The sequence below is a fragment of the Enterococcus sp. AZ062 genome (genome assembly GCF_051715065.1).
Classification (GTDB): Bacteria; Bacillota; Bacilli; order Lactobacillales; family Enterococcaceae; genus Enterococcus_B; species Enterococcus_B mundtii.
Genome location: NZ_JBIOTB010000001.1, coordinates 2,480,510 through 2,501,869 on the forward strand (window position 1 = coordinate 2,480,510; position 21,360 = coordinate 2,501,869).

A 21,360-nucleotide genomic window follows, 5' to 3' on the forward strand; every position below is an offset into this window, starting at 1 on the left:
ATTTTTTTAGTATTTCAGCAAAACGCCTTGCACTTTTTTTGAAAAAACATTAGATAAGCATTTTTTTAATTCGCTTGATACATTGTTAAGTAGACATTGTTTATTTAGCTCTCCTGCCGATTAAAAATGGCCAGACTCTCCTTCTATCCATTTTTTTCCTACTACGCAAATTACTTGTTAAAGTTGTAAAACTAATTTTGGCTGATGTTTCTTTTCTTGTCGATTGCTCCTCTCTGAATTGACCTTGACACTTTTTTCTGTACTAGTGACAACAAGATTTAGGAAACTTCGCTTCATCGACGGGGTGACTGATTCCATGCCTGTTCGTTCATTTGGAACAGTCTGATGTTTCATTTCCTGTTGATTGCTCCTCTCTGAATTGACCCTGGTACTTTTTTCTGTACTAGTGACAACAAGATTTAGGAAACTTCGCTTCATTGACGGGGGGGCTGATTCCATACCTGTCCGCTCATTTGAAACCGATTGCTTTACACGATTAGGCTCTTCTATAGTAGATTCAATACTTGAGAGAGCTCTCTTTGATTGCTCTTTCGTAAACAAGTCTGGTTGATCTATCTCTCTTTTCTTTCTAAGGTTTGTTAATTGATGATCGCTTACTTTAGCTGTTACATTCGTTTGACTAGGAATGGTGCTGGCGTGTTCTTGGATCAACGTCTGATTCAATTGGATATATTTGTCAAAGTAGCTATGATCTTGTACATATTCCAGTGCTAAAAACGTCGATAACAAACCGTTACCTAATGTCACATCATCGAGGCCTCTAGCAACACGAACTACACCATCGAAGTCTCTTCCCTCCGCTGCGTCTCTTAGGATCATTGCAACCATATCGGCATCCGATATTTGGACATTCACACGTAATACATTATTTTTTTTTAGCTCATTCCACACTGTCTCTTTCGTTAATCCAGGTTTATTTTGAAATTCAGCGATTTCTTCCACAAGACTTGTGAAACCTTCTGAGTTCAAAATACTCTCAAAATTATTCACATATTCATCCACCATCATTTTTCCAGTTTTTACCACACCTAGCTTCGTTGTTGCATATGCCATGAGATCTACTGTTCCTGAACTAAGATGACTCGTCTCATGAAGTAATGCTCTCACCTTGTTTACTCCTATTTCTTTCCCTTTCGCAAGACTCGGATCTAAGTGAAAAGCATCTGCGAAAATGACTATTCGACATTCTGGATCATAAGGAAACACCTCAGCCTTCGTTTCTATATATTCCTTATATAATGTACGAAATTCTTGTGAGTCCCCTTGGCGAACTAAATCAGAGGAGACGACCAAAATATTTTCATAATCCCAATCCGCTGTTTGCTGGAGGAATTGTCTTCCTTTTTGTACGACAGAGATCAATCGATTCAAACTTTCCAATAAGATTGGCTCTTGATTGGGTACGCTCTCCAGCTGAAAAAATTTCACCAGATAAGTTCCTATTTCCGACTCTGCGATTCTATCTTTTGTCAATGCTTCCGCAAACACTTCGATTGCTTTATCATAATAATCGATTGATTTATCAAAGTCTCTACGCAAGTCAATCAAAAATTTCTGAAGAAACTCAGGACTCTTACTCGCGTCAAGACCGGGATATATTCGAACGCCAATTGCCGGTTCCTTTGGCAATTCTTCAATAATCGTTTTCATAATAAGGTCTTTATTCCATTTTTGATTGTTGTAAACAACTGGTTTCGGCTCAGGAATAAAAGTAGAGATGGGATTTAGAATATTATCATTGATACGATCGATTTTCTTTTTTGTATCTGGCTTCTTATACTTAGTTTCCGCAGGTATAGTATTTCTCAATTCGTTCCAGTATTGACCTTTCTCCGGTGACTTTGGCATTTTTTTTAACGGTGGAAGTTTTTGATTGCCAAATTTTGGAAAGGTGAATTTCCCACTTCTACTTTTTAATAGATTGTCCGAAATCACCTTCTCTTCAATTGTTTCTAGCCGAAATCTTCCTGTATCCGGCGTATAAGACAAAACTGTCTTCCACTGGTTGACATCTTTTTTCAATAAGTAATACCTATTCTCTCCTTGAGGCATTAATATCAAGGGAATGTAATGATCATTAATTTTGATGTAAGATTCCCCCCACTGATTCCATCTCAGCCCTTTTTCATCTGGAGCAGAAATGAAACTTGGATCCTTTATTGAATCAAATTCATCGATTTTTTTCATCACATCCTCTGCCAATTCTTTCGGAATGGAGGGAGAAGTCGCTTCCTCAAAATACCATTTTTTCCCCTTGCAGTTCACAGGATAGATATTCTCTCCATCGATCACATCATACCGTACTTTGTGATTTTTAACTGGTCGAACCCTTACAGGAACGGTCTGCCCATTCATATCAATGAAATACTTAGTTTCTTGTCCACGACCTGGGATCGTCAATACTGTGCCACTACCATACGCACTAGGATTTAAATTTGTTGCTTCTACAAAAACCTGGTCTGGATTAATGTCTTTCGATAAACGGGTAATCAGTGCTTTTTGTTCCTGCGTAAATGACACAGGACCCGAAATCACTTCTAATTGATTCCCTCTCAAATTAAACGCATTTCCGTAGACATCCCCCGTTGTTAGATCCGTCACAATCATATATATATCATCTTTCATGTGTTTTACAGGAACTTCTAAACCAGCCTCTGGCAAACGAGCGATGCTCACGTCTTTAGGAAACACGGGAGGTTGTGTATTCAAATTTGATGCTTTTTCTAGCATTTTTTTTACGTCACTTGCAACCCAAATTTCATTTTTCAGTGCCACTAACTCTTTGAGAATAAATTTTCCGCCATCACTTATTAGTTCAACTCCTGGATCAATGTATCGTATTAGATGAACGAGCAGCAAATTGGATTCAGAAAAATTTGGAATAAACTGTCCACCTAGACGAATCGCCTGTCTAATCCCTCCGGTCGCAATTGCTTTTGCCATCCCTAAAGCAAATTTCATGTTAAGAGAAGTGACTTGTCCTAAGAAAGGAATCAACAGAAGGGCATCAAGCACGCAAGAAGGAACTGCCACGGAAGCATCTTGATTGCCAATCCCTATCACACAATCGTAAAACGGGATAATCGACTGAAGCACCTCCAACACCTGATCACTGATGGTACGATCATTTCCTGATTGATACAAATTTTGGTATAGATTATCCCGATGTTTACTAGCTAATCCCTCAATGAAAGAGTGTGTTTCTTTCCCCTGAGATAGTCTTTTATCACGATTTATAAATTTATAAAACAAAAATTCACGGTTTCCAATCTGAACGCCGTTTTCTATCTCTTTGTAACCTCCACGCAAATGCTCTTTCTGGTTAAACAACCCGTTTATGAGGTATAACATAGGCTTGTTATCTACTCGATAGAATACATAACCTCCAGATTCATCTAATTTCTTCAATCCATAGCAACGTTCTTCATTTCCTTTCACTGCCACAAACAGATCAGTGTTCTCTAATTCAAGTTCAATGATCAAGTCAGGTGGAAGACGATATCCATTGGGGATCGTTGAAACCTCCATGACATGTTTTAATTTGGCAGTTGCCTCATAGATCTGCGTTTCGGGCGAGAACATAAACTCTTGCTCTTTCTCGTTAAACTTTAACAGAGCAAACTCTATCAGTTTTTGATCGAATGGATAATAGGCGTCTGACACGGCTTTCGTCAATCGCGTATACCACTCTTCTAGATTCGGGGGCGTATAGTTACGGCATGCAGTAAGTGCTCCAGAGAGATAGTCTTGTTCTATCGCATAAGAAGTAAATAATCTTGCTCGATCTTTGTCATATTGAGCGCATAACTGTGCTACTTCTTTGGCTAAAACCTGTTTTCGACGCCAATTGATTGCTTCTTTTTGATATGTGCCATAAGCTTCATAAAGTGATTCCAAACTTTCTCTAAGAATAAAATAACTGTTTTTCCAATAATTCAAGAAAGTGTTCACAGCAACTTCTTGATAATTTCCTTCTTCCAAGGCTTTAAGTAAAAGACCTGGATTTAACTGGGCAACAGCTAACATAGCGGGCGTGACAATATAACGCAATTCATCCAACCTTTTCACACCAGTTTTACTGATTTTTTCCCAATATAGACTACCAAATTTTTGAATTTCTTCTTGGGTGAACGATGTGCGAATTCCTGCATCTTCTAATAACCTCGTTCCTGTGAGCTGCATCAAGGAATTATAATTAGAGATAGGGGTCTCATCGGGTAACATACTGACATCCAGTAAATAATTAGGTAACACTTCTTTGAGAAACAGTACCCATAATTTTTTAACAACTGTGAGTTTGTCTTCAGGGATTTCCAAAACCTTAGTCTCTGCATTCAATTCGTCAATTTCAAATAACTTTCTGAGACTACCAATAGTAAATTGGGATGGATCGGGTGAATCGAGGATTTTCTTGAGCATGTATACCTCAACCGAGCTACCTAGTACATTTTCAAACACCCAATTCATAATGGTCGATCGCGCAGCTCTATCCGAAATTTTTTCTCCTTGTCCACCGCCGTAAAGTTTTAATTGGTTTAAAATCACTTTAGAGAATTTTTGTAGTTTGTCATAACTGAGAACCATCCCTGTTCCTTCTTGTGTAAACCATGTTCCCATTGCAACGAGGATGTAGGCTTGGGTTGCTTCCCCTTTTAATACCCCTTCTTGACGGAAAAACTGTGCTACTTGGGCCTTCAAATTAGGATCACGCCAATTGGGTGCTACATAATTTGGCCTTTGGTTCTCATTCATGTTGGAAGATTGCGTACTCGTTACTATTTTGGGTGTTGTTGTTGCGGGTGTTACTGATTTTGTGGAGGTTTTCTCCTCTTTTGATGGTTCAGCAGGCGTTATAGGGAGGCCACTAGCCATATCATATAACCAGTTTTTAAAGGTCACTTCTGCCTTTTCATCTGCAATCTCTGCACCAGCATTTTTTCCAAGAATAAGATTTGCCAACATTTTCACATTAGTGCTATTGATTTTCACTTCATCGTTCACTTTTATCGTTGCCCATTCTGCTGTTTTTAAAATTAGCTCATTCGGCTTAGTGATGTCCACCTTGATATCTCTCGCAGCTAAAAAATAAACGATTTTTTTCTGTATGTTCTCTTTTTGTTGCTCTGTCAGTTCAAGTATGCTCTCCTTCTGGTCCTCGATAGCAATATCTGTGATAAGAACTGCATTATTTTCACGAGTAAACGCGTCAATCTTTTCTTGCTGCACAACAGTTGTTTCAATTTCACTGATGTCGATAGCATCCCATTCCCTGCTCTCTTTATAGGTATAGTCGATTTGTACATTATTATTCTCCCATTGAAGTATAATATAGCGAGCGTCTTTTGCTGTTACCTCTTCTTCACTGCTCCCATATTCCGCTTGTATGATCCTTGCTATTTGTATTTCCCTTTCGATAATCGCTTCGTACGTAGGTCCTTCAAGAAGCCACACTTGTAATTGTCGAACTAATTCACTTGTAGTAGGATGTTTAAAAGAGATCCCACGATCCCGCAAAAATTTTTTAACAACTTCATTCACCGCAGGCGTTTTTCCTCGTTGATCGAAAATCAACTGATGATGATAGAACTTACTGATTGGCTGCGCTTTAGAAATAGTTGGCGAGCGATCATTGATGAAATCACTAAAAAGTTGCTTACTTTCTTTATTTTGTAAATTTAATCGTACGACGTTCTGATTTTCTATTTTCCCTAATTGATAATGAATCGTCTCAGGACTCACTTCCTTGAAAGTATATCCTTCCAATAAAGTATTACTCTTCCATTGATTAAAAATCTCCTGTGTTTTTATAGAGGACCAAAATTCCCCAAATCGAATGTCCGTTAGTCCATATGTTTTTGCGATAAAATATGCTAAGAACTGTTCTCTTTCAGAGGTATCATTGCTTTCACTTGTTCCCCCTTTTTGAATCCATTGAAATTGTGCTTTTTCTAACTCATTGCTCGTGGTGTCTTTGATCTCGATTCCTGCTTTAGAAAAAAACTCCTTCAATTTTTGATTCACCATGTTTGTTTCATCTCGTCTTAAAAAAAGGCCAAAATGAAAATAGAGAATTGGTAACGGTTCGGAATAATGTGTCACAGGAGATACATTCTTGACAATATCGACAACGATTGTATGCACTAATGCTAAATCAGAATCTTCCATAGTGGACGGTATCACTTTCATCTCACTGGTTTCTGTCACTTTTCCCTTCTCTACTGGTAGCTTTAGCTCAATAAATAGGTAATTACTTAACATATTGTTAGTTTTCCATTGGAAATAAATATTTGTTTCCTCGACAGCAGTTAGATTTTGTCTCACCATTCCGTACCCCGCAAGAATGTTCGGAACAAGTTGTTTTTGCCTTTCTAAAATCTTTGAATCTACCTGCCCATCATTTATCCATTCATGTGCGGCTAGAACGATTCCCTGTGGTGATCGATCATCATTAAAAAACTGTTGACTATAGAGAAATTTCTGCACGAATTGATTGGCGTTCTTTGTTTTTTCCCGATCTTGAAACAGTTCATAGTCGTACCATAAGGGGATAAGCGGTTCTTCTATAGAAATGGGTAAAGGCAATTTCTTCATATAAGCGACATGCATGTTGTTCACCGTTGTCACGATATCCACAGGGAGTGAGCCATAGGTATTCGGCCGAACAGAAGTGATTATTCCAATTAGATCATTGTTTAAGATGTCTACTTCCTCATGTCCCTTGGCTGGAAAAAAATTGTAGTCTCTAAAAATATTATTGTTTCGCCATTGCAATATGATAGCAATCGCACGAGTATCCGCTATTGTTTGACCTGTTAGTCCCGAAGAATTAAGGATGATTTCAGCAACCTGTTTGTTTCTACTTAATTCAACCTCTTTTCCGTCTCTTCTTAGAAACTCTTGTGTGGCAAGAATCAACTGAAGGGGAGATAAATTCTCACAGGGGACTTTTTGTTCACATAGAAATTTTTTGACTGCATCATTGACATTTTGCGTTAGATTGATCTTATTGAACATCTCCTGTTCATACCACATAGGTGCTAATTTCTCAGAAGTTGGTACAGGAGAAGGTTTCCCCTCTAAAAATGCAACAATTATACTATTAATTTTATTCAACCGTTCGCCAAAAGCTTTTTCATCAACTTCCGAATTTTCTTTTGTCGTAGATGCTCCCTTTTTCTTTTGGCGCTTAGCATCGTTCATTTGAGGGAGAATTGCGCCATCTCCTTTTTTTGATATTCTCGTAGGTGTAGTTGACATGGATTGACTAGTATTGAATATTGGTATTACCGTATATGCTTTTTCTAAAGATTTAAATTGATAATTTTTAAAAAGATTATTATTTCGCCATTGCATCAAAATGCTAGCTACCGTCTCATCGGTCAATTTGCGAGGAGGTAATCCTGAAACACGCAGAATAATCTCTGCAACTTGTTTTCTTTTACTTCTCTCCGTTTCCACATCATCTACTCTTTCCCAATGTTGTATTTCAAGAAGCAATTCTTGCCCAGACATAGTTGAACACCGTCGTTTTTTTTGACAGATAAAAACATTCACTGAATCGTTCACTTTGTCAATTGCATCTCGCCTTTCAAAAAGCGCACGATCATACCACAAAGGTGGTAAATTTTCTGGTATCTGCCCCTTCAACATCCCATCAAGCATTTGACCATACATATATTTCGTAAAAACCATTTGTAATTTTATTCGTGTCTCTAGAGGTATTTCTTCGGTTGATTGTAATTGTGGATCAAGCATTACTGGTGGTAACGAAGTAGTTGTTTTTAGTGGAAGGTTCGTGGCTTCATGATGGTCTTCTTCTTTTGCAGTTAATTTTGGCGGCAATGCAAACGTGTAATCTTTAAAAATATTATTGTTTCTCCATTGAATAATAATCTCTTCGCCTCTTTTGTCGGATAACCCTTGACTGGACAATCCCAGAGTCTTCAAAATCAATTGTGCAACTTGTAGTTTTCTAGCTAATTTATTGTTTTCTCCCGCTTTCCTTATCCAGTTCTTTACTGCATTAAATAGTTGAAGTGTAGATAGCCCTTCACAAGGGATATTTTGCTCACATAAAAATTTCGTCAGCGCTTGATTAACTTTTGCTATTTCGCCTCGCTTTTCATAGACCTCATAATCATACCAAAACGGTTCAAGTTGGCTAGCTGTAGATTCTGGTGAGGGTGAATTATCAAGGTAAGCCATAATGATATAATTTAATTTCATTAATGTCTCCCTAGACAATACTTGATAAGACTTCATCTCTGGATCGTTAGAAACAGAATGATCGCTTTGCATTTGTCGATCAGTAGGAATGGGTTTGGCTTCGGCTGCTAAAAATTGAAGTCCTACCGTTTTCTGGACAAATCTATCTATCCTTCCTAAAAAGTCACTTGCCAACTGATGTATCTGTGTCAAAACACGCCTTTCTTCCGATTTCAATGCTGGTTGTGTTTCTGATTTTAGGTTTGATATTTTTTCCTGATAGCTATTTTCTGGTTTTTTCTGATTTACTTTCTTTATGAAAGTCTTATGTGAAAGGACATTATCATTGGGATGAGTTTTCATTGAAAGGTTCATATTCTTTTGTGTTTGAGGCTCATCTGGACCATGTTTCCCATAGTCCACAGAAAAAGTACGCAACAACAAGTCAAGAAAATGTGACATCACCGATCCACCATTTGCTCCTGCCTGTTCTTTCGTATAATTCGTATGTTCGTATTCACGGAAAAACTGAGAAAACGTCTCGCTTAATCCATCCCAAAAATGGTCTGTTTCATTGCTCATTTTATCTGTTGATTGACTTTTTTTGTCAGTTGTATTCCCATGTTGGCTCTGCTTATTTTCTAAGGAAGCTTGAAAGATCTCTCTTAGCTTTTCGAGCTTTTCATTTCCTTTAAATTGATTGGCCTCTGGAGTGGAGTTATTTGTCATACGGTGAAAAGAAAAATGTCGGTATTGACTTCTTTGCCTTGGTCTTTCTCCATTCTCTTTCTTTGCTTTTGCGACGGCTACTTTACAAACCGTTCTTAACTGTGTTTGTTCAATCTCTTCTCCCCAGAAAATCCATTTTTTCATTTGCGTGGCTCTTTTCGTGAGCGTACAATTCATCAGTTCTTCGATATCATGAGCGATTTTGTGAATAGAAAGGCTGAATTCATGAGCCACTTCCGCAATATCGGCTTTTAGTTCTAAATTTTGGTGCGGATAAAAAGGGAGGGTTTGAGTAGAAGAATTATTTGTAGTATTGACGGTCGGTTCTATCTGTGGATCAGCTAGGAAACTGGGGGGGATATTCTCTATCAAAGGTACTTGGCTTCGGTGGTGGATTAGGTTAGGATTGACGGTAGAACTTGAGTGAAAGGAATGGATCCTTGTCTGATTACCTTCACTTCTCAGATCAATACGGGTGTCTGCTTCGAAAGCTGTAGTAGGAGAACTTCTTTGATTGAGACGATCAACTGGTGGAACGATCGCACCCAAGGTCATCCATGTATACAACCATCCTACTGGGTGTCGGATTCCTTGCTCTGTTAAGGTATGTCCAGAATTTGATGCGATAAAATTTAAAACTTGTTGCGCGTGTTTTCCATTCATTTCATCATTGCGTTTGTTGTTGAACAGACCGCTTTCTCTTCTAAAATCATCTTGTGGCATTTTGATCACTCCTTCGCTAAAATGAGATAGCTAGCTAACTATGTAAACGTGGTTGAGATAGAAGTATTCAACACCTAGAAATAAGCGACAAAAACAGATAATAATCCCCTATTTTTAGCTCCTTGTGGTCAATCAATTTTGCTTATAGAATAGTATGTTTATCAACTTTAGGTGTTGCGAAATGACTACTATCAAAGCCCCGATTATTTTAGGTCATAACAAACGAAAACAATGGGTTTATCTTTCTCTATTATTCTTGACACATTCTGACTGATTACCGATTTCACCACTATGAAACACGTATCTGATTACTAAATAGGACAGATAAATCTAAGTATTACGAGTTTTTTAACGGTTTGTTTTCAAATTTTCAAGATAGATTTGACAACTCAACTTTCATTTCTTCTAGAAGTAAAAAATAAATATGGGTGATTCAACTATCTCGGATATCTAATTGACTCTTATTACTAAATCATCTGGACGTTTTGTTGTTTTTTCTATTGACCTGATTATACACACAAACCTATTTCTAAGTTGACCTATTATTTCTTGATATTTAAATAACATTGGTATATGAACTAATAACTTTAATATCTTAGTGAAGGTTTTCCCGCTTAGCGATCAACCTAATAATTCTCTAACATTGAAGCAATTTGAAGCGTTTGGAACAAAAATGAAATTCCTTTTTATTTCTATCCTTAAAATCGTGTATACGGTATTCGCAAGCCAGCTGCGTCAGAAATAAGCGGTGAAAACCAAAAATTTGAAGAACAATTTTCGGGTTTCACCGCCTATTTCTCGGAGCTGAATACTTCTGTCACCACCTATTTTTTAGGTGCTTTTTTTATTTTCGATGATAAAATATCCATCACTATTTCATAATCAGGATTTTCACTACCATCAAATTTATCAGGAATGAACGTGAAACCTAAACTTTGATAAAGTTTGATCGCTGGGTGACTCCATGTCTGTGTGTGTAAATAGATTGGGCTTTGTGTCGTTATTTGCTGAAAACAACGGAGCACTTCGATCGTCAAACTTCTGGCGATTCCTTTTCCTTGATGTTCTGGCTTGACCGCTAACCAATGAAAAAGCGGATATTCTTTCTCACGAAGCTTCCACCAAGCAGTGCATGTGGCAATGCGTTCACCTTGTTCGTTGACCACAAAATACATACGCTTTGCCAGCTCTTCTGGATAAGGGGCAAAAGTTTGGTCAAAGTAAGCCAATGCCTGCTCCACGGTGTCAAATTCACCGACTGCTGTTTCAATGATTGCCCAATCCTGCTCTGCTCCTGGTTGATACTTTTCAAAGCGATACTGCTGATTCAAGGGATAAGAAGGCAATTCTTCATTGAGTGGGCGTGTCATCCAAATCTCTGCATAGGGCAATTGCTTATCCAACATCACGCCACCTACTTTCCTTTAGCTTCTTTTTTCACCAATGATCCGTACTTCCGTCTCTAATGTAACATCAAACTTCTCTTTGATTACCTCTTGGATATGGGCAATCAACTCTGTATAATCAGTTGCTGTTGCATGGTCGATATTGACGATAAAGCCGGCATGTTTTTCCGAAATCTGTGCGCCGCCCCATTTCAAGCCTTGTAACCCTGCTTCTTGGATCAGTTGTCCTGTGAAGTGTCCTTCAGGTCGTTTGAAGACACTACCGCATGAAGGGTATTCCAATGGTTGTTTTGCTTCACGCAATTCCGTCAATTCGTCCATCCGACCTTTGATCATCTCATGATCACCAGGTGTTAATTGGAAACGAGCTTCTAAGACGATAGCATCCATCTTCTGTAATTCACTATGGCGATAAGAAAAGGCCATTTCTTCATTTGACAGGGTTTGGATCGTCCCATCACTTAATAATAAGTCGACTTCTGCAAACACGTCTTTGATCTCCCCACCGTAAGCTCCTGCATTCATGTAGACTGCACCGCCGATACTTCCAGGAATCCCACAGGCAAATTCGAATCCTGTCAAAGATTCTGCCAAGGCTGCATACGTCGTATCGATCAGTTTTGCACCTGCTTCTGCAATCACCATCGTGCCTTCAACGCTGATTTGGTTCATCTCTGTCAACATGATGACCACGCCGCGAATCCCACCATCTTGGACGATCAAGTTACTTGCATTTCCTAGTACCAACCATGGCACTTGGTTTTCTCGACAATAATCAACTAACTGTTTGACTTCTGATTTGGTTTTGGGAAAAGCTAAAACATCTACCGGTCCACCGGTTTTGGTAAATGTATAATGACTTAACGGTTCATCAAGCAACAGATTCAACTCTGGATTTTTTTTAACGATATCTTCTTTATTCACTGAGGACTTTCCTTTCTTTTCAAACGTCCCCATCATTCTATCACGCTTAAAACAATCTTGCCAGTTTTGCTCAAAGCTGATGACGGTAAATATTATTCAACATTTCCTCACAAAGCGCATGGCTGTCGTATACTCCAGCTTGTTTCAACTTTTCTTTGTTAGGTGTCGTTTCTTGCACCTCTTCAAAAAATCGTTCCACCATCGACACAAAACCACGCTTGCTCAACGTTGTTTCCCAATCACCAAATTTCTTTATTTCCACCGTATCTGGTTTACGGATGACTAATTCTGTCAGATCACTCAATTCATAGGTTCCTTGTTTGCTCGTCACTTGATAGGTTTCAGTATTCGCACCACTTCCAAGATCCATCGTCACGATTGCCATTTGGTTCGCAGTTTCAAGTTGCAACATCGCTACTTCCATAAGACCTTCCTTTTCTCGGATATGAGAAGTTGTTTTGATCACTGGTTCGTCTAATAAATAAACAGCCGTGTCCACTAGATGCAAGAACAGATCGTAAATGACAAAAGCAGTCGTTTCTTTTGCCGCAATGCGATTTTTTTGTAACTGGATCAACCGTTTTTCTGGAATCGCTTTTAATTCTTCGACCATTGGAGCGAATCGTCGGTTGAAGCCCACCATTAAAATCACATGATGTTGTTCTGCCAATTCTTGTAACTCTTGGATTTCTTTTAGGTCAACACTTAAAGGCTTGTCGATATAAACATGGATATTATGTTCCAAACATTTTTTAGCTAATTGAAAATGAACGCTTGTTGCCGCATGGATCATACATGCTTCGATTTCCTCTTCAATTAAGTCATCCAGCGACTCATACAAATGAGCAAATCCATAGGTTTTCTTCAGACGATCTTTCGTTACCTGATTACGTGTCGCAAAATAAAAATCAACCATTCCTTGTTTCTCTGCATATGTGGGTAAATATGCTTTTTCGGCAATATTACCTACTCCTACTACGCCAATTTTCATGGTTTCCCTCCTGCTATCTGTTATTACTCTTATCTTACACTATTTTTAATAAAAATGAGGTACAATATAATCGCACAGACTTGATAGAAAAAGGAGCGTGTTTTTTTGAAACTGATTTCGTGGAATGTCAATGGTTTAAGAGCCATCGTCAATAAAAATTTTCTAGAAACATTTAAGGAATTTGATGCAGATTTCTTCTGTCTTCAAGAAACAAAGCTACAAGAAGGTCAAATCGACTTGGATTTACCAGGTTACCATCAATATTGGAATTATGCGGTCAAAAAAGGCTATTCAGGTACAGCGATCTTCGCCAAAGAACCTGCATTGAACGTTTCTTATGGAATGGGCATTGATGTCCATGATCAAGAAGGTCGTTTGATCACGTTAGAATATCCTGAATTTTACTTAGTCACTTGCTATACACCAAATTCACAAAATGAATTGAAACGCCTCGATTACCGTTTAGAATGGGAATCTGCTTTTTATGATTATTTAGAAGAGTTGAAAAAACAAAAACCGGTGATCGTTTGTGGGGATCTAAATGTCGCCCATGAAAACATCGATTTGAAGAATTGGAAAACGAATCAAAAAAGTGCCGGTTTCTCAATCGAAGAACGAAACGCATTGTCTCATTTACTTGATAATGGTTTTGTAGATACTTTCCGTTACTTCTATCCAGAGTTAGAAGGCGTCTATTCTTGGTGGAGTTATCGTTTCAATGCTCGAAAAAACAATGCAGGTTGGCGTATCGATTACTTCTTGACGAGTGAAGATTTGACACCTCGTTTGGTTGATGCAAAAATCCATACATCGATTCTAGGTAGTGACCACTGCCCTGTCGAATTAATTATCGAATAGTAAGGATAGCAACGGAAGAAATTGGGTTGTCCCGATTTTCTTCCCTTGATCCTTCACTGACACCATATTTACTTGTTACATAGTCTGAAAAAAACTATTTCTTTTCATACAAATCTATGTTATGGTTTATTTTTTAAAGGAGGCTTATTTGAAAATGAATTTTATCGCGATGGACTTTGAAACTGCGAACCACCAATCTCATAGTGCGTGTTCCTTAGCCCTTGTCAAAGTGGAGAACAGTCAGATTGTCGATGAATTTTATACCTTGATCCAACCGGAAACGCCGTTTTTCTGGCGTAACATCCAGATCCATGGCATCCGACCCGAAGATGTCCAACAGGCACCTAAATTTCCAGATGTTTGGCAGAAAATCGAAAAGTATTTCCAAAAAAACCGATTAGTCGTTGCGCATAACGCCGCATTTGATACAAAAGTATTGGCTGGTTGTTTAGATTATTATCAGTTGCCTCAACCGAACTATCTCTCATTGTGTACCGTCAAAACAAGTCGCCGCTTGTTTCCGGAGATGCCAAATCATCGCTTGAATACAGTTTGTGAAAATTTGGATATCACGTTGAAAAATCACCATGATGCGTTAGAAGATAGTCGAGCATGCGCGGAAATCTTGTTATATCAGGAAAAATTTTTTGGGACAGACCCATTGAAAAAATTAGTCACAGTGAAATAGTTCAATTAGCTAAAATAAGCTAATTCTTTCATTTCTACTTGTTGATTCCCTCGTACGAAAGAATCAACGATGACGATAAACAAAGAACCTGAAAAGTGGTCAACTACTTTTCAGGTTCTTTGTTTTTGAAATCAGTTTATTTCATGCTCAATCGTTCGTTTCATCTTGATTATCGCCAATGATTGACCTTGTCTTCTCGAAGAGTCAACACTTTGGGTTTCCTCTTGAAACCCCATTTTTTGATAAAGATGGACGGCTCGTTGATTGCCCGCCAATACGTCAAGAACCAACGTACTAAATCGCGTATTTTCTGTAGCCCAAATAATTGCCTCTTCTAAAAGAATCGTGCCTAACCCCATCCCCCAATATTCTTTCAAGATACTGATCCCTATTTCGCCATGTCGGGGCAAACCAGGTTTGGGAGCAACAGAAACAACACCTACCACCTGTTTTTTGACACAGGCTAAAAATAATAAGTGTTCTGCACTTTCTTTTATTCGAGACAATTCAGTTGCAAGTACCTCTTTACTTTTATTAAGTGAACGCTCCTCAACAACAAAATAATCCGTTTCTTGTCTCGCTTGGCGTAGCATCACTAACAATCCTTGAGCATCTGATTTCTCCGCTTCTTTTAACGTCAGTTCAACATCATTAGCCATGAGAATCCGCCCATGCTTCATAGATACGTTTTTCAAACTCTTGACTATTCGGCCCGTATGATTGGAATTTCACATACCTTTTTTCTGATTCTGTATCACTTTTTTCAATAATCAGTTCCAAATAATCTTCAGGTAAAGCATCTTCTAATAGATTTCCCCACTCAATGACTGAAAGTCCATCACCTTCAAAATATTCATCTAATCCCAAATCAGCACCGCTAGCAGCGACACGATAGATATCCATATGGTACAAAGGCATTTTTCCTTGTGTATATTCACGAATGATCGTATAGGTCGGACTCTTGATCATTTGATCGATGCCTAATCCTTTTGCAATTCCTTTTGTCAAAGTCGTTTTACCAGCACCTAGATCACCAGTCAACACTAGATTATCTCCCGGATGAGCGACTTTTCCAATGATTTCTGCTAATTGGTCTGTCATCGCCACACTTGTTAATTCAATCATCATCATTTCTCCTCATTCTTTTTTGTCAGTATAACGTGTAATCCAACAAAAAAAAAGAAAAGAGTCAGGAATCCTCAGCTCCCTAGCCCTTTTCTTTTTAGATCTACTGTTCGATTAATCTAATAATGTTTGTGCACCTGTAATGATCGCTAATTTGTAGACATCTTCTTCATTAGCACCACGAGAAAGGTCACTTACTGGTTTGTTCAATCCTTGTAAGATTGGTCCGATTGCTTCAAAGTTACCAAAACGTTGAGCGATCTTGTAGCCAATGTTTCCTGATTGTAATTCAGGGAAGACAAAGACTGTTGCTTGACCTGCCACTTTAGAATCAGGGGCTTTTAATTGTGCGACTGCTGGAACGTAAGAAGCATCAAATTGTAATTCGCCATCGATCGTATATTGAGGCGCTAATTCTTTCGCGATTCTTGTTGCTTCAACCACTTTATCTACTTCAGGAGCTGCTGCAGAACCTTTTGTTGAAAAGCTCATCAATGCGATTTTTGGATCGATATCGAATAGTTCAGCTGTTTTTGCTGATTCCACAGCAATTTCAGCTAATTCTTGTGCGTTTGGATTCACGTTGATCGCACAGTCAGAAAAGACATATTTTTCTTGATCTCTACCGCGAACCATGATCATAGCACCACTTGTACGACTTACACCTGGTTTTGTTTTGATGATTTGTAGTGCTGGACGTACTGTATCTCCGGTTGAATGGATCGCTCCAGAAACCATACCATCAGCAATGCCCATATATGTAAGCATTGTTCCAAAGTAATTGACATCTTTTAAGATTTTTTCTGCTTGTTCTTTTGTTGCTTTTCCATTACGGCGTTCAACAAAAGCTTCGACCATTTCATCCCATTTTTCATAATCATTTGGATTGATGATCGTGAAGTTAGATGTTTGGATACCACGTGCATTCGCTGCTGCTTCAATTTCTTCTTTGCTACCGATCAAAATCGGTTCAACTAATTCTTCTGCTTTTAAACGTGCTGCTGCTCCTAAAATTCTTGCATCCGTTGCTTCTGGAAACACGATTTTGATGCCGCGACGTACAATTTTAAATCTTAAACTATCAAACAATTCCACAAGATGACCCCCAGTTATTTTTATTAACTACCATGATACACTATTATCAAAAAAAAGAACAGTTTTAAATTTCTGTATCAGTCAGATTATGGATAATAATTAAGTTTTTCACATAATTTGGCAAAACTGCACTATAACAGGAAAGCGCTGTATCATTACACTGTTTTAGGCAGTTGCCAATCAATCGGTGTTTCACCCAGAGCAAGCAAAGCATCATTCGTTTTTGAAAATGGTTTTGAGCCAAAAAAGCCACGATGTGCCGATAATGGGCTTGGATGTGGAGCTGTTATTATAATGTGTCGACTTTTATCGATCATTTTCATTTTTTCTTGTGCAGGTTTGCCCCAAAGAATAAACACGATCGGTTTGTCTCGTTCATTCAGCTTCTCAATGATCGCATCCGTCAATTGTTCCCAGCCTTTTCCGCGATGAGAATAAGCTTGCCCTTCTCTGACAGTTAGTACAGTATTCAAAAGCAGAACACCTTGTTTGGCCCAAGTCACTAAATTCCCATGAGGAACTGGTTCGATCCCTAAGTCATTCTTCAATTCCTTGTAGATATTGACCAGAGACGGTGGTGTTTTTACTCCTGGTTGTACGGAAAAAGAAAGCCCATGCGCTTGATTTGCCCCATGATAAGGGTCTTGTCCTAGAATCACGACTTTGACTTCTTCATAGGGAGTCAGCTCTAACGCTTCATAAACATGATACATATCCGGATGGATTTTTTGAGTTGCGTACTCATTTTTTAAAAATATTCTCAACTGCTGATAGTAGTCTTTTTCAAATTCATCAGCTAATACTTCTTGCCAACTATTGTGGATGATTTTCTTCAAATTTCCCACCTCCTATTTTCCAGAATAACTCACAAATTATTTGTTAACAAGTCAAAATCTTCCATCTTATCTCGCATTAGTATGTTAAACTAGGAGGGAGAAAAGGAAAGGAACGGTAATCACATGATCAAATTAATTGCCTCTGATATGGACGGCACTTTACTCGATGCACATATGAGTATCTCAACAGAAAATACTGAAGCAATCCGCATGGCAAATGAGCTGGGGATTGAATTTATGGTCGCTACTGGACGTAACGCACAAGAAGCACGAGCAGCCTTAGATGAAGCAGGAATCGATTGTGCGATGATCACTTTGAATGGCGCGCAAGTTTTTGACAGATCCGGTAAGTCGCTTTTTACAGTGCCAATTCCAAGTCCCCAAGCCATGACAGTCATGGATATTTTAGATGCAAATGGTATTTATTACGAGGTAGCGACAAACCAAGGATTGTATTCGGAAAGCCAACCAAAAAGAATCGAAAGCTTTGCTTCTTCCATTGCGACCCATATGCCCCATTTGACTTACAAAATGGCGATCGCCATGGCTTCAGCTAATCTTGAACTCTTACACATCACTTATGTTGATAGCATTCGCGAATTACTACTTGATGATAAACTTGAAGTCCTAAAAATCATCTGTTTCCATACTGAAGGCCCACGTATTTTAGGCCCTGTAGGGAAAGAAATCAGTAATTTAGGCGAACTGGCAGTGACCTCTTCTGGTCAAAACAATCTTGAAGTCAACCATAAAAATGCTCAAAAAGGAATCGCAGTTGCTCATGTCGCTCATGAACGAGGGATTACTTTAGATGAAGTCATGACGATCGGTGATAACTTCAATGATGTCAGTATGTTGCAAACCGCCGGCGTTAGTTTCGCCATGGGAAATGCAGAGATTGAAGTCAAAGATTACGCTAAATACTTAACAGACACAAATCTTGAATCAGGTGTTGGCAAAGCCATCTTACGCGCAATCAACGAAAACCTATAGTTGTTTGAAGAAAGAGGGGAACAAATATGTCAGAATTTTTCATTCAGGAAAAACAGCTGAGTCGTGCGACTCGGACGATCGTCAAAGACGAAAAAGGTAAATCACTTTTTTTGATGGTCGGCCGCTGGGGAACGAAAGGAGATGCCTTGTCTCTTTATGCCATGAATGGTGATCTAGTCGCACATATCAAACAAATCAGTCTGACATTTGGTACACGCTTTGAACTTTACAAAGATTTCGAAAAAGTCGGTACGATGCAAAAGATTTTCAATTGGCCAGGAGATTTTTATTATATTCGCCGATTACATTGGACTGTTCAAGGAGATATCTATAATCATCGTTATCAGATCCAGCATTTCAATGAACTAATCATGGAGATGGACAAAGCAACCCTCTTTACCGGTGATTATTATGTTCTTGATATCCCTTGTGAAGAAAATGCGCCTATCTGTATCTGTATTGCTGCTGTCCTTGATTATTGGCTCTATCGAAAAAACAAAGACAAAGAAACACCTCTTTCTTATCGCTTTGATGTCAACTAAAAACAAGGTTGTGACAGAAGTGTCCAGCTCCGAGAAATAAGCCAGAAAACTCCGAAAATTGTCTTTCAAATTTTTGGAGTTTTCTGGCTTATTTCTAAAGGAGTTACTTCTGGAACACCGTTTATTCAAGTTTAAGGGGATAAGACAATTAATGTCACAGCTTCGTTTTTTCTTTTATACCTGTTTTCTTCTATAGAAAAGAAGTGTCACTACATAGATAAGCACTGCACCTACCATGATCCACAAATTATTTCTTTCTCCATTTGTTTTAGGGAAAAGCTGTTGATTTTGTGATTGTTCATTCTTGGTCGAAGGATCATCATTATTGGTGTTTGATTCAACGGCTAGCGCTACTTTATTTTCACGTCTATCGTTCATCTGCATCGTACCTGTTCCATCGTTTTCAACTGTCCCATCTTCACTGATCACAGGCTTGTCAGAGTTGTTTGTTGATGAAACACTGCTAGAACTACTTGTTGTGGTATTAGTTGTGGTACTTGTATCTGATTGCTTTCCATTTTTACCTGGATAGGTACTGCTCTCAGTTGTGCTTGGTTCTGTACTACTTTCACTTGTGCTTGGTTCTGTACTACTTTCGCTTGTGCTTGGCTCTGTACTACTTTCACTTGTGCTTGGTTCTGTACTGCTTTCGCTTGTGCTTGGCTCTGTACTGCTCTCGCTTGTGCTTGGCTCTGTACTGCTTTCACTCGTGCTTGACTCTGTACTGCTTTCACTCGTGCTTGACTCTGTACTGCTTTCACTCGTGCTTGACTCTGTACTGCTTTCACTCGTGCTTGACTCTGTACTGCTTTCACTCGTGCTTGACTCTGTACTGCTTTCACTCGTGCTTGACTCTGTACTGCTTTCACTCGTGCTTGACTCTGTACTGCTACTTGTTGTATCTGTGGTGTCATCATGCGTATTTGGTACAGCAAAAATTTCATTTGGGTCCCACCGATTTGTTGTGGCATTCAAGATCACATTTTTTCCTATGATCGTTCCATCTTGACTTTGATTGACTGTAATATCCGCACAAGGTGCAATAATCGTTCCTTGGAAAGGCGCATTGATTCCTAGTTTTTCTGTTAGATTACCAAAATTCCAAGAAATATTGGCATCAGAAAAATCTTCTGTTTGATGATTGGAACGATTATTATATTGAATTTGGGATTGTACAGAAAAACTAGTCGGTGCATCTACAACATTCATTATAAGCACTTTTCCCTCAGGATTGTTGATCCGTAAGGGGGTATTATGTGCCAGAACAGAAGCAGCAACATTGATGACATAGGGCTGATCCCCAACCAGATCTGTACAGTCAATCACACGATTATTCATATCGGGGAAATCATCTGGTGTATAAGTTTTTAATGGATCTAAAGACATCAACATATTTGATGTCAGCATTAAATTTTCAAACTCTTTGTTGAAATCAATGTATTGAGCATCTTCTCGATCTTGATAGAACTCATCCACTGATAAGTGATCCAACCTTGTTCCATTGACAACTATTTTATCATTTTCCGTCGTGATCACATTGTTTGATCCGACAATAAATTTATTCGATCGTTTATCAAAAGCCGCAGTTTCTGCTGAGCTAATGATCGTCTCAACAGATTGTGCATAATTGATCTCTTTATTTAAATCGCCTGTACTGATTGATGTACCGAAGTTATTCGTTGCTGATAAGACACTCGTTGCTACATTGCCCTCTGTATGCGCATTGATGGTCGTTTTATCTTTTGCGAACACATGGAACTGAGAAGCAATCCCTAACACCCCATAATCACCGGTCAAATCATCATAGACACTGCCTGGATCTTGTGGGAGATATGTTTCGGCAATTACTTGGATTGGAAAAAATAAATGGAGAAGCAAAACAGACATTAGGGAAAGATTCACAACTTTATTTTTAAACATTTTTTCATCTCTTTTCGTCAATATATGAAATTTCATAACATAAAAACATTTGCTATTATAGTCCTAAAAAATAATTAAATAAACAAATTTTCTGAAATTTTTCTAAAAACATAAAATTCGTTCAGATATTATTTATTGTATATTCTCGATTCATCACTCTTTTCATCTGTTTTTTATTTAGTATAAAAGGCTAAATCCAGTATTTTTTATGAGTATAATATAGTCATGTATATTCTTTTTTAGTAAAAAACATTTAGAATATTTTTTATTCGTTATACTTTTTTGCAAATAACAAAAACGAGTG

13 protein-coding genes are annotated in these 21,360 nt (G+C 38.3%); 4 read left to right on the top strand and 9 right to left on the bottom strand.

All coding sequences use genetic code 11. From position 1 onward, the window contains the following. Positions 1-177: 177 nt before the first annotated feature. From IGJ00_RS11730 to IGJ00_RS11745, 4 genes are all read right to left on the bottom strand, one after another. Positions 178-9,678 (bottom strand): QWxxN domain, encoded by a 9,501-nt coding sequence (locus tag IGJ00_RS11730; RefSeq protein WP_438844450.1) that lies wholly within the window; start codon positions 9,676-9,678, stop codon positions 178-180. Positions 9,679-10,502: 824 nt separating this feature from the next. Beyond that, positions 10,503-11,084: a GNAT family N-acetyltransferase gene (locus tag IGJ00_RS11735; protein ID WP_074800208.1), complete on the bottom strand. Its 582-nt coding sequence runs from the start codon at positions 11,082-11,084 to the stop codon at positions 10,503-10,505. Between the two features lie 18 nt (positions 11,085-11,102). Beyond that, a complete protein-coding gene (murB, locus tag IGJ00_RS11740; protein WP_066026226.1) occupies positions 11,103-12,008 on the bottom strand; it encodes a UDP-N-acetylmuramate dehydrogenase in 906 nt (301 codons plus the stop codon). Positions 12,009-12,078: 70 nt separating this feature from the next. Further along, positions 12,079-12,999 carry a Gfo/Idh/MocA family protein gene (locus tag IGJ00_RS11745; protein ID WP_438844451.1) on the bottom strand — a complete coding sequence of 307 codons (921 nt, stop codon included), beginning with the start codon at positions 12,997-12,999 and terminating at the stop codon, positions 12,079-12,081. Positions 13,000-13,104: 105 nt separating this feature from the next. Here IGJ00_RS11745 and IGJ00_RS11750 point away from each other — a divergent pair, with 105 nt between their 5' ends. Continuing rightward, complete coding sequence (locus IGJ00_RS11750) at positions 13,105-13,857, top strand: exodeoxyribonuclease III (protein WP_023520106.1); 753 nt, start codon at positions 13,105-13,107, stop codon at positions 13,855-13,857. Between the two features lie 154 nt (positions 13,858-14,011). Further along, positions 14,012-14,545 (top strand): 3'-5' exonuclease, encoded by a 534-nt coding sequence (locus tag IGJ00_RS11755; RefSeq protein WP_071867786.1) that lies wholly within the window; start codon positions 14,012-14,014, stop codon positions 14,543-14,545. 131 nt (positions 14,546-14,676) lie between these two features. On the opposite strand, the gene IGJ00_RS11760 is transcribed toward IGJ00_RS11755, so the two are convergent. From IGJ00_RS11760 to IGJ00_RS11775, 4 genes are all read right to left on the bottom strand, one after another. Then, entirely contained in the window at positions 14,677-15,204 is a 528-nt protein-coding gene (locus IGJ00_RS11760) for a GNAT family N-acetyltransferase (RefSeq protein WP_071867787.1), read from the bottom strand. Then, entirely contained in the window at positions 15,197-15,670 is a 474-nt protein-coding gene (gene tsaE / locus IGJ00_RS11765; protein ID WP_071867788.1) for a tRNA (adenosine(37)-N6)-threonylcarbamoyltransferase complex ATPase subunit type 1 TsaE, read from the bottom strand. Before tsaE ends, IGJ00_RS11760 begins: the two co-directional genes overlap by 8 nt. Before the next feature lie 114 nt (positions 15,671-15,784). Continuing rightward, positions 15,785-16,765: a phosphate acetyltransferase gene (pta, locus tag IGJ00_RS11770; protein ID WP_010734762.1), complete on the bottom strand. Its 981-nt coding sequence runs from the start codon at positions 16,763-16,765 to the stop codon at positions 15,785-15,787. 155 nt (positions 16,766-16,920) lie between these two features. Then, a complete protein-coding gene (locus IGJ00_RS11775; protein ID WP_071867789.1) occupies positions 16,921-17,601 on the bottom strand; it encodes a uracil-DNA glycosylase in 681 nt (226 codons plus the stop codon). A gap of 123 nt (positions 17,602-17,724) precedes the next feature. Here IGJ00_RS11775 and IGJ00_RS11780 point away from each other — a divergent pair, with 123 nt between their 5' ends. Continuing rightward, complete coding sequence (locus IGJ00_RS11780) at positions 17,725-18,594, top strand: Cof-type HAD-IIB family hydrolase (protein WP_023520110.1); 870 nt, start codon at positions 17,725-17,727, stop codon at positions 18,592-18,594. 26 nt (positions 18,595-18,620) lie between these two features. Beyond that, on the top strand, positions 18,621-19,136 hold the full coding sequence (locus IGJ00_RS11785; protein ID WP_071867790.1) for an LURP-one-related/scramblase family protein: 516 nt from the start codon (positions 18,621-18,623) through the stop codon (positions 19,134-19,136). A 174-nt stretch (positions 19,137-19,310) separates the two neighbouring features. On the opposite strand, the gene IGJ00_RS11790 is transcribed toward IGJ00_RS11785, so the two are convergent. After that, the gene (locus IGJ00_RS11790) at positions 19,311-21,056 is read right to left on the bottom strand and encodes a hypothetical protein (protein ID WP_438844452.1); all 1,746 of its coding nucleotides are present in this window, start codon (positions 21,054-21,056) and stop codon (positions 19,311-19,313) included. Positions 21,057-21,360: the final 304 nt, after the last annotated feature.

Excerpts from the sequence above, each read along its gene's own strand:
- IGJ00_RS11730 (WP_438844450.1), bottom strand. The coding sequence starts at position 9,678 with ATGCCACAAGATGATTTTAGAAGAGAAAGCGGTCTGTTCAACAACAAA.
- IGJ00_RS11735 (WP_074800208.1), bottom strand. The coding sequence starts at position 11,084 with ATGTTGGATAAGCAATTGCCCTATGCAGAGATTTGGATGACACGCCCA.
- IGJ00_RS11745 (WP_438844451.1), bottom strand. The coding sequence starts at position 12,999 with ATGAAAATTGGCGTAGTAGGAGTAGGTAATATTGCCGAAAAAGCATAT.
- IGJ00_RS11755 (WP_071867786.1), top strand. The coding sequence starts at position 14,012 with ATGAATTTTATCGCGATGGACTTTGAAACTGCGAACCACCAATCTCAT.
- IGJ00_RS11760 (WP_071867787.1), bottom strand. The coding sequence starts at position 15,204 with ATGGCTAATGATGTTGAACTGACGTTAAAAGAAGCGGAGAAATCAGAT.
- tsaE (WP_071867788.1), bottom strand. The coding sequence starts at position 15,670 with ATGATTGAATTAACAAGTGTGGCGATGACAGACCAATTAGCAGAAATC.
- IGJ00_RS11780 (WP_023520110.1), top strand. The coding sequence starts at position 17,725 with ATGATCAAATTAATTGCCTCTGATATGGACGGCACTTTACTCGATGCA.
- IGJ00_RS11785 (WP_071867790.1), top strand. The coding sequence starts at position 18,621 with ATGTCAGAATTTTTCATTCAGGAAAAACAGCTGAGTCGTGCGACTCGG.
- IGJ00_RS11790 (WP_438844452.1), bottom strand. The coding sequence starts at position 21,056 with ATGTTTAAAAATAAAGTTGTGAATCTTTCCCTAATGTCTGTTTTGCTT.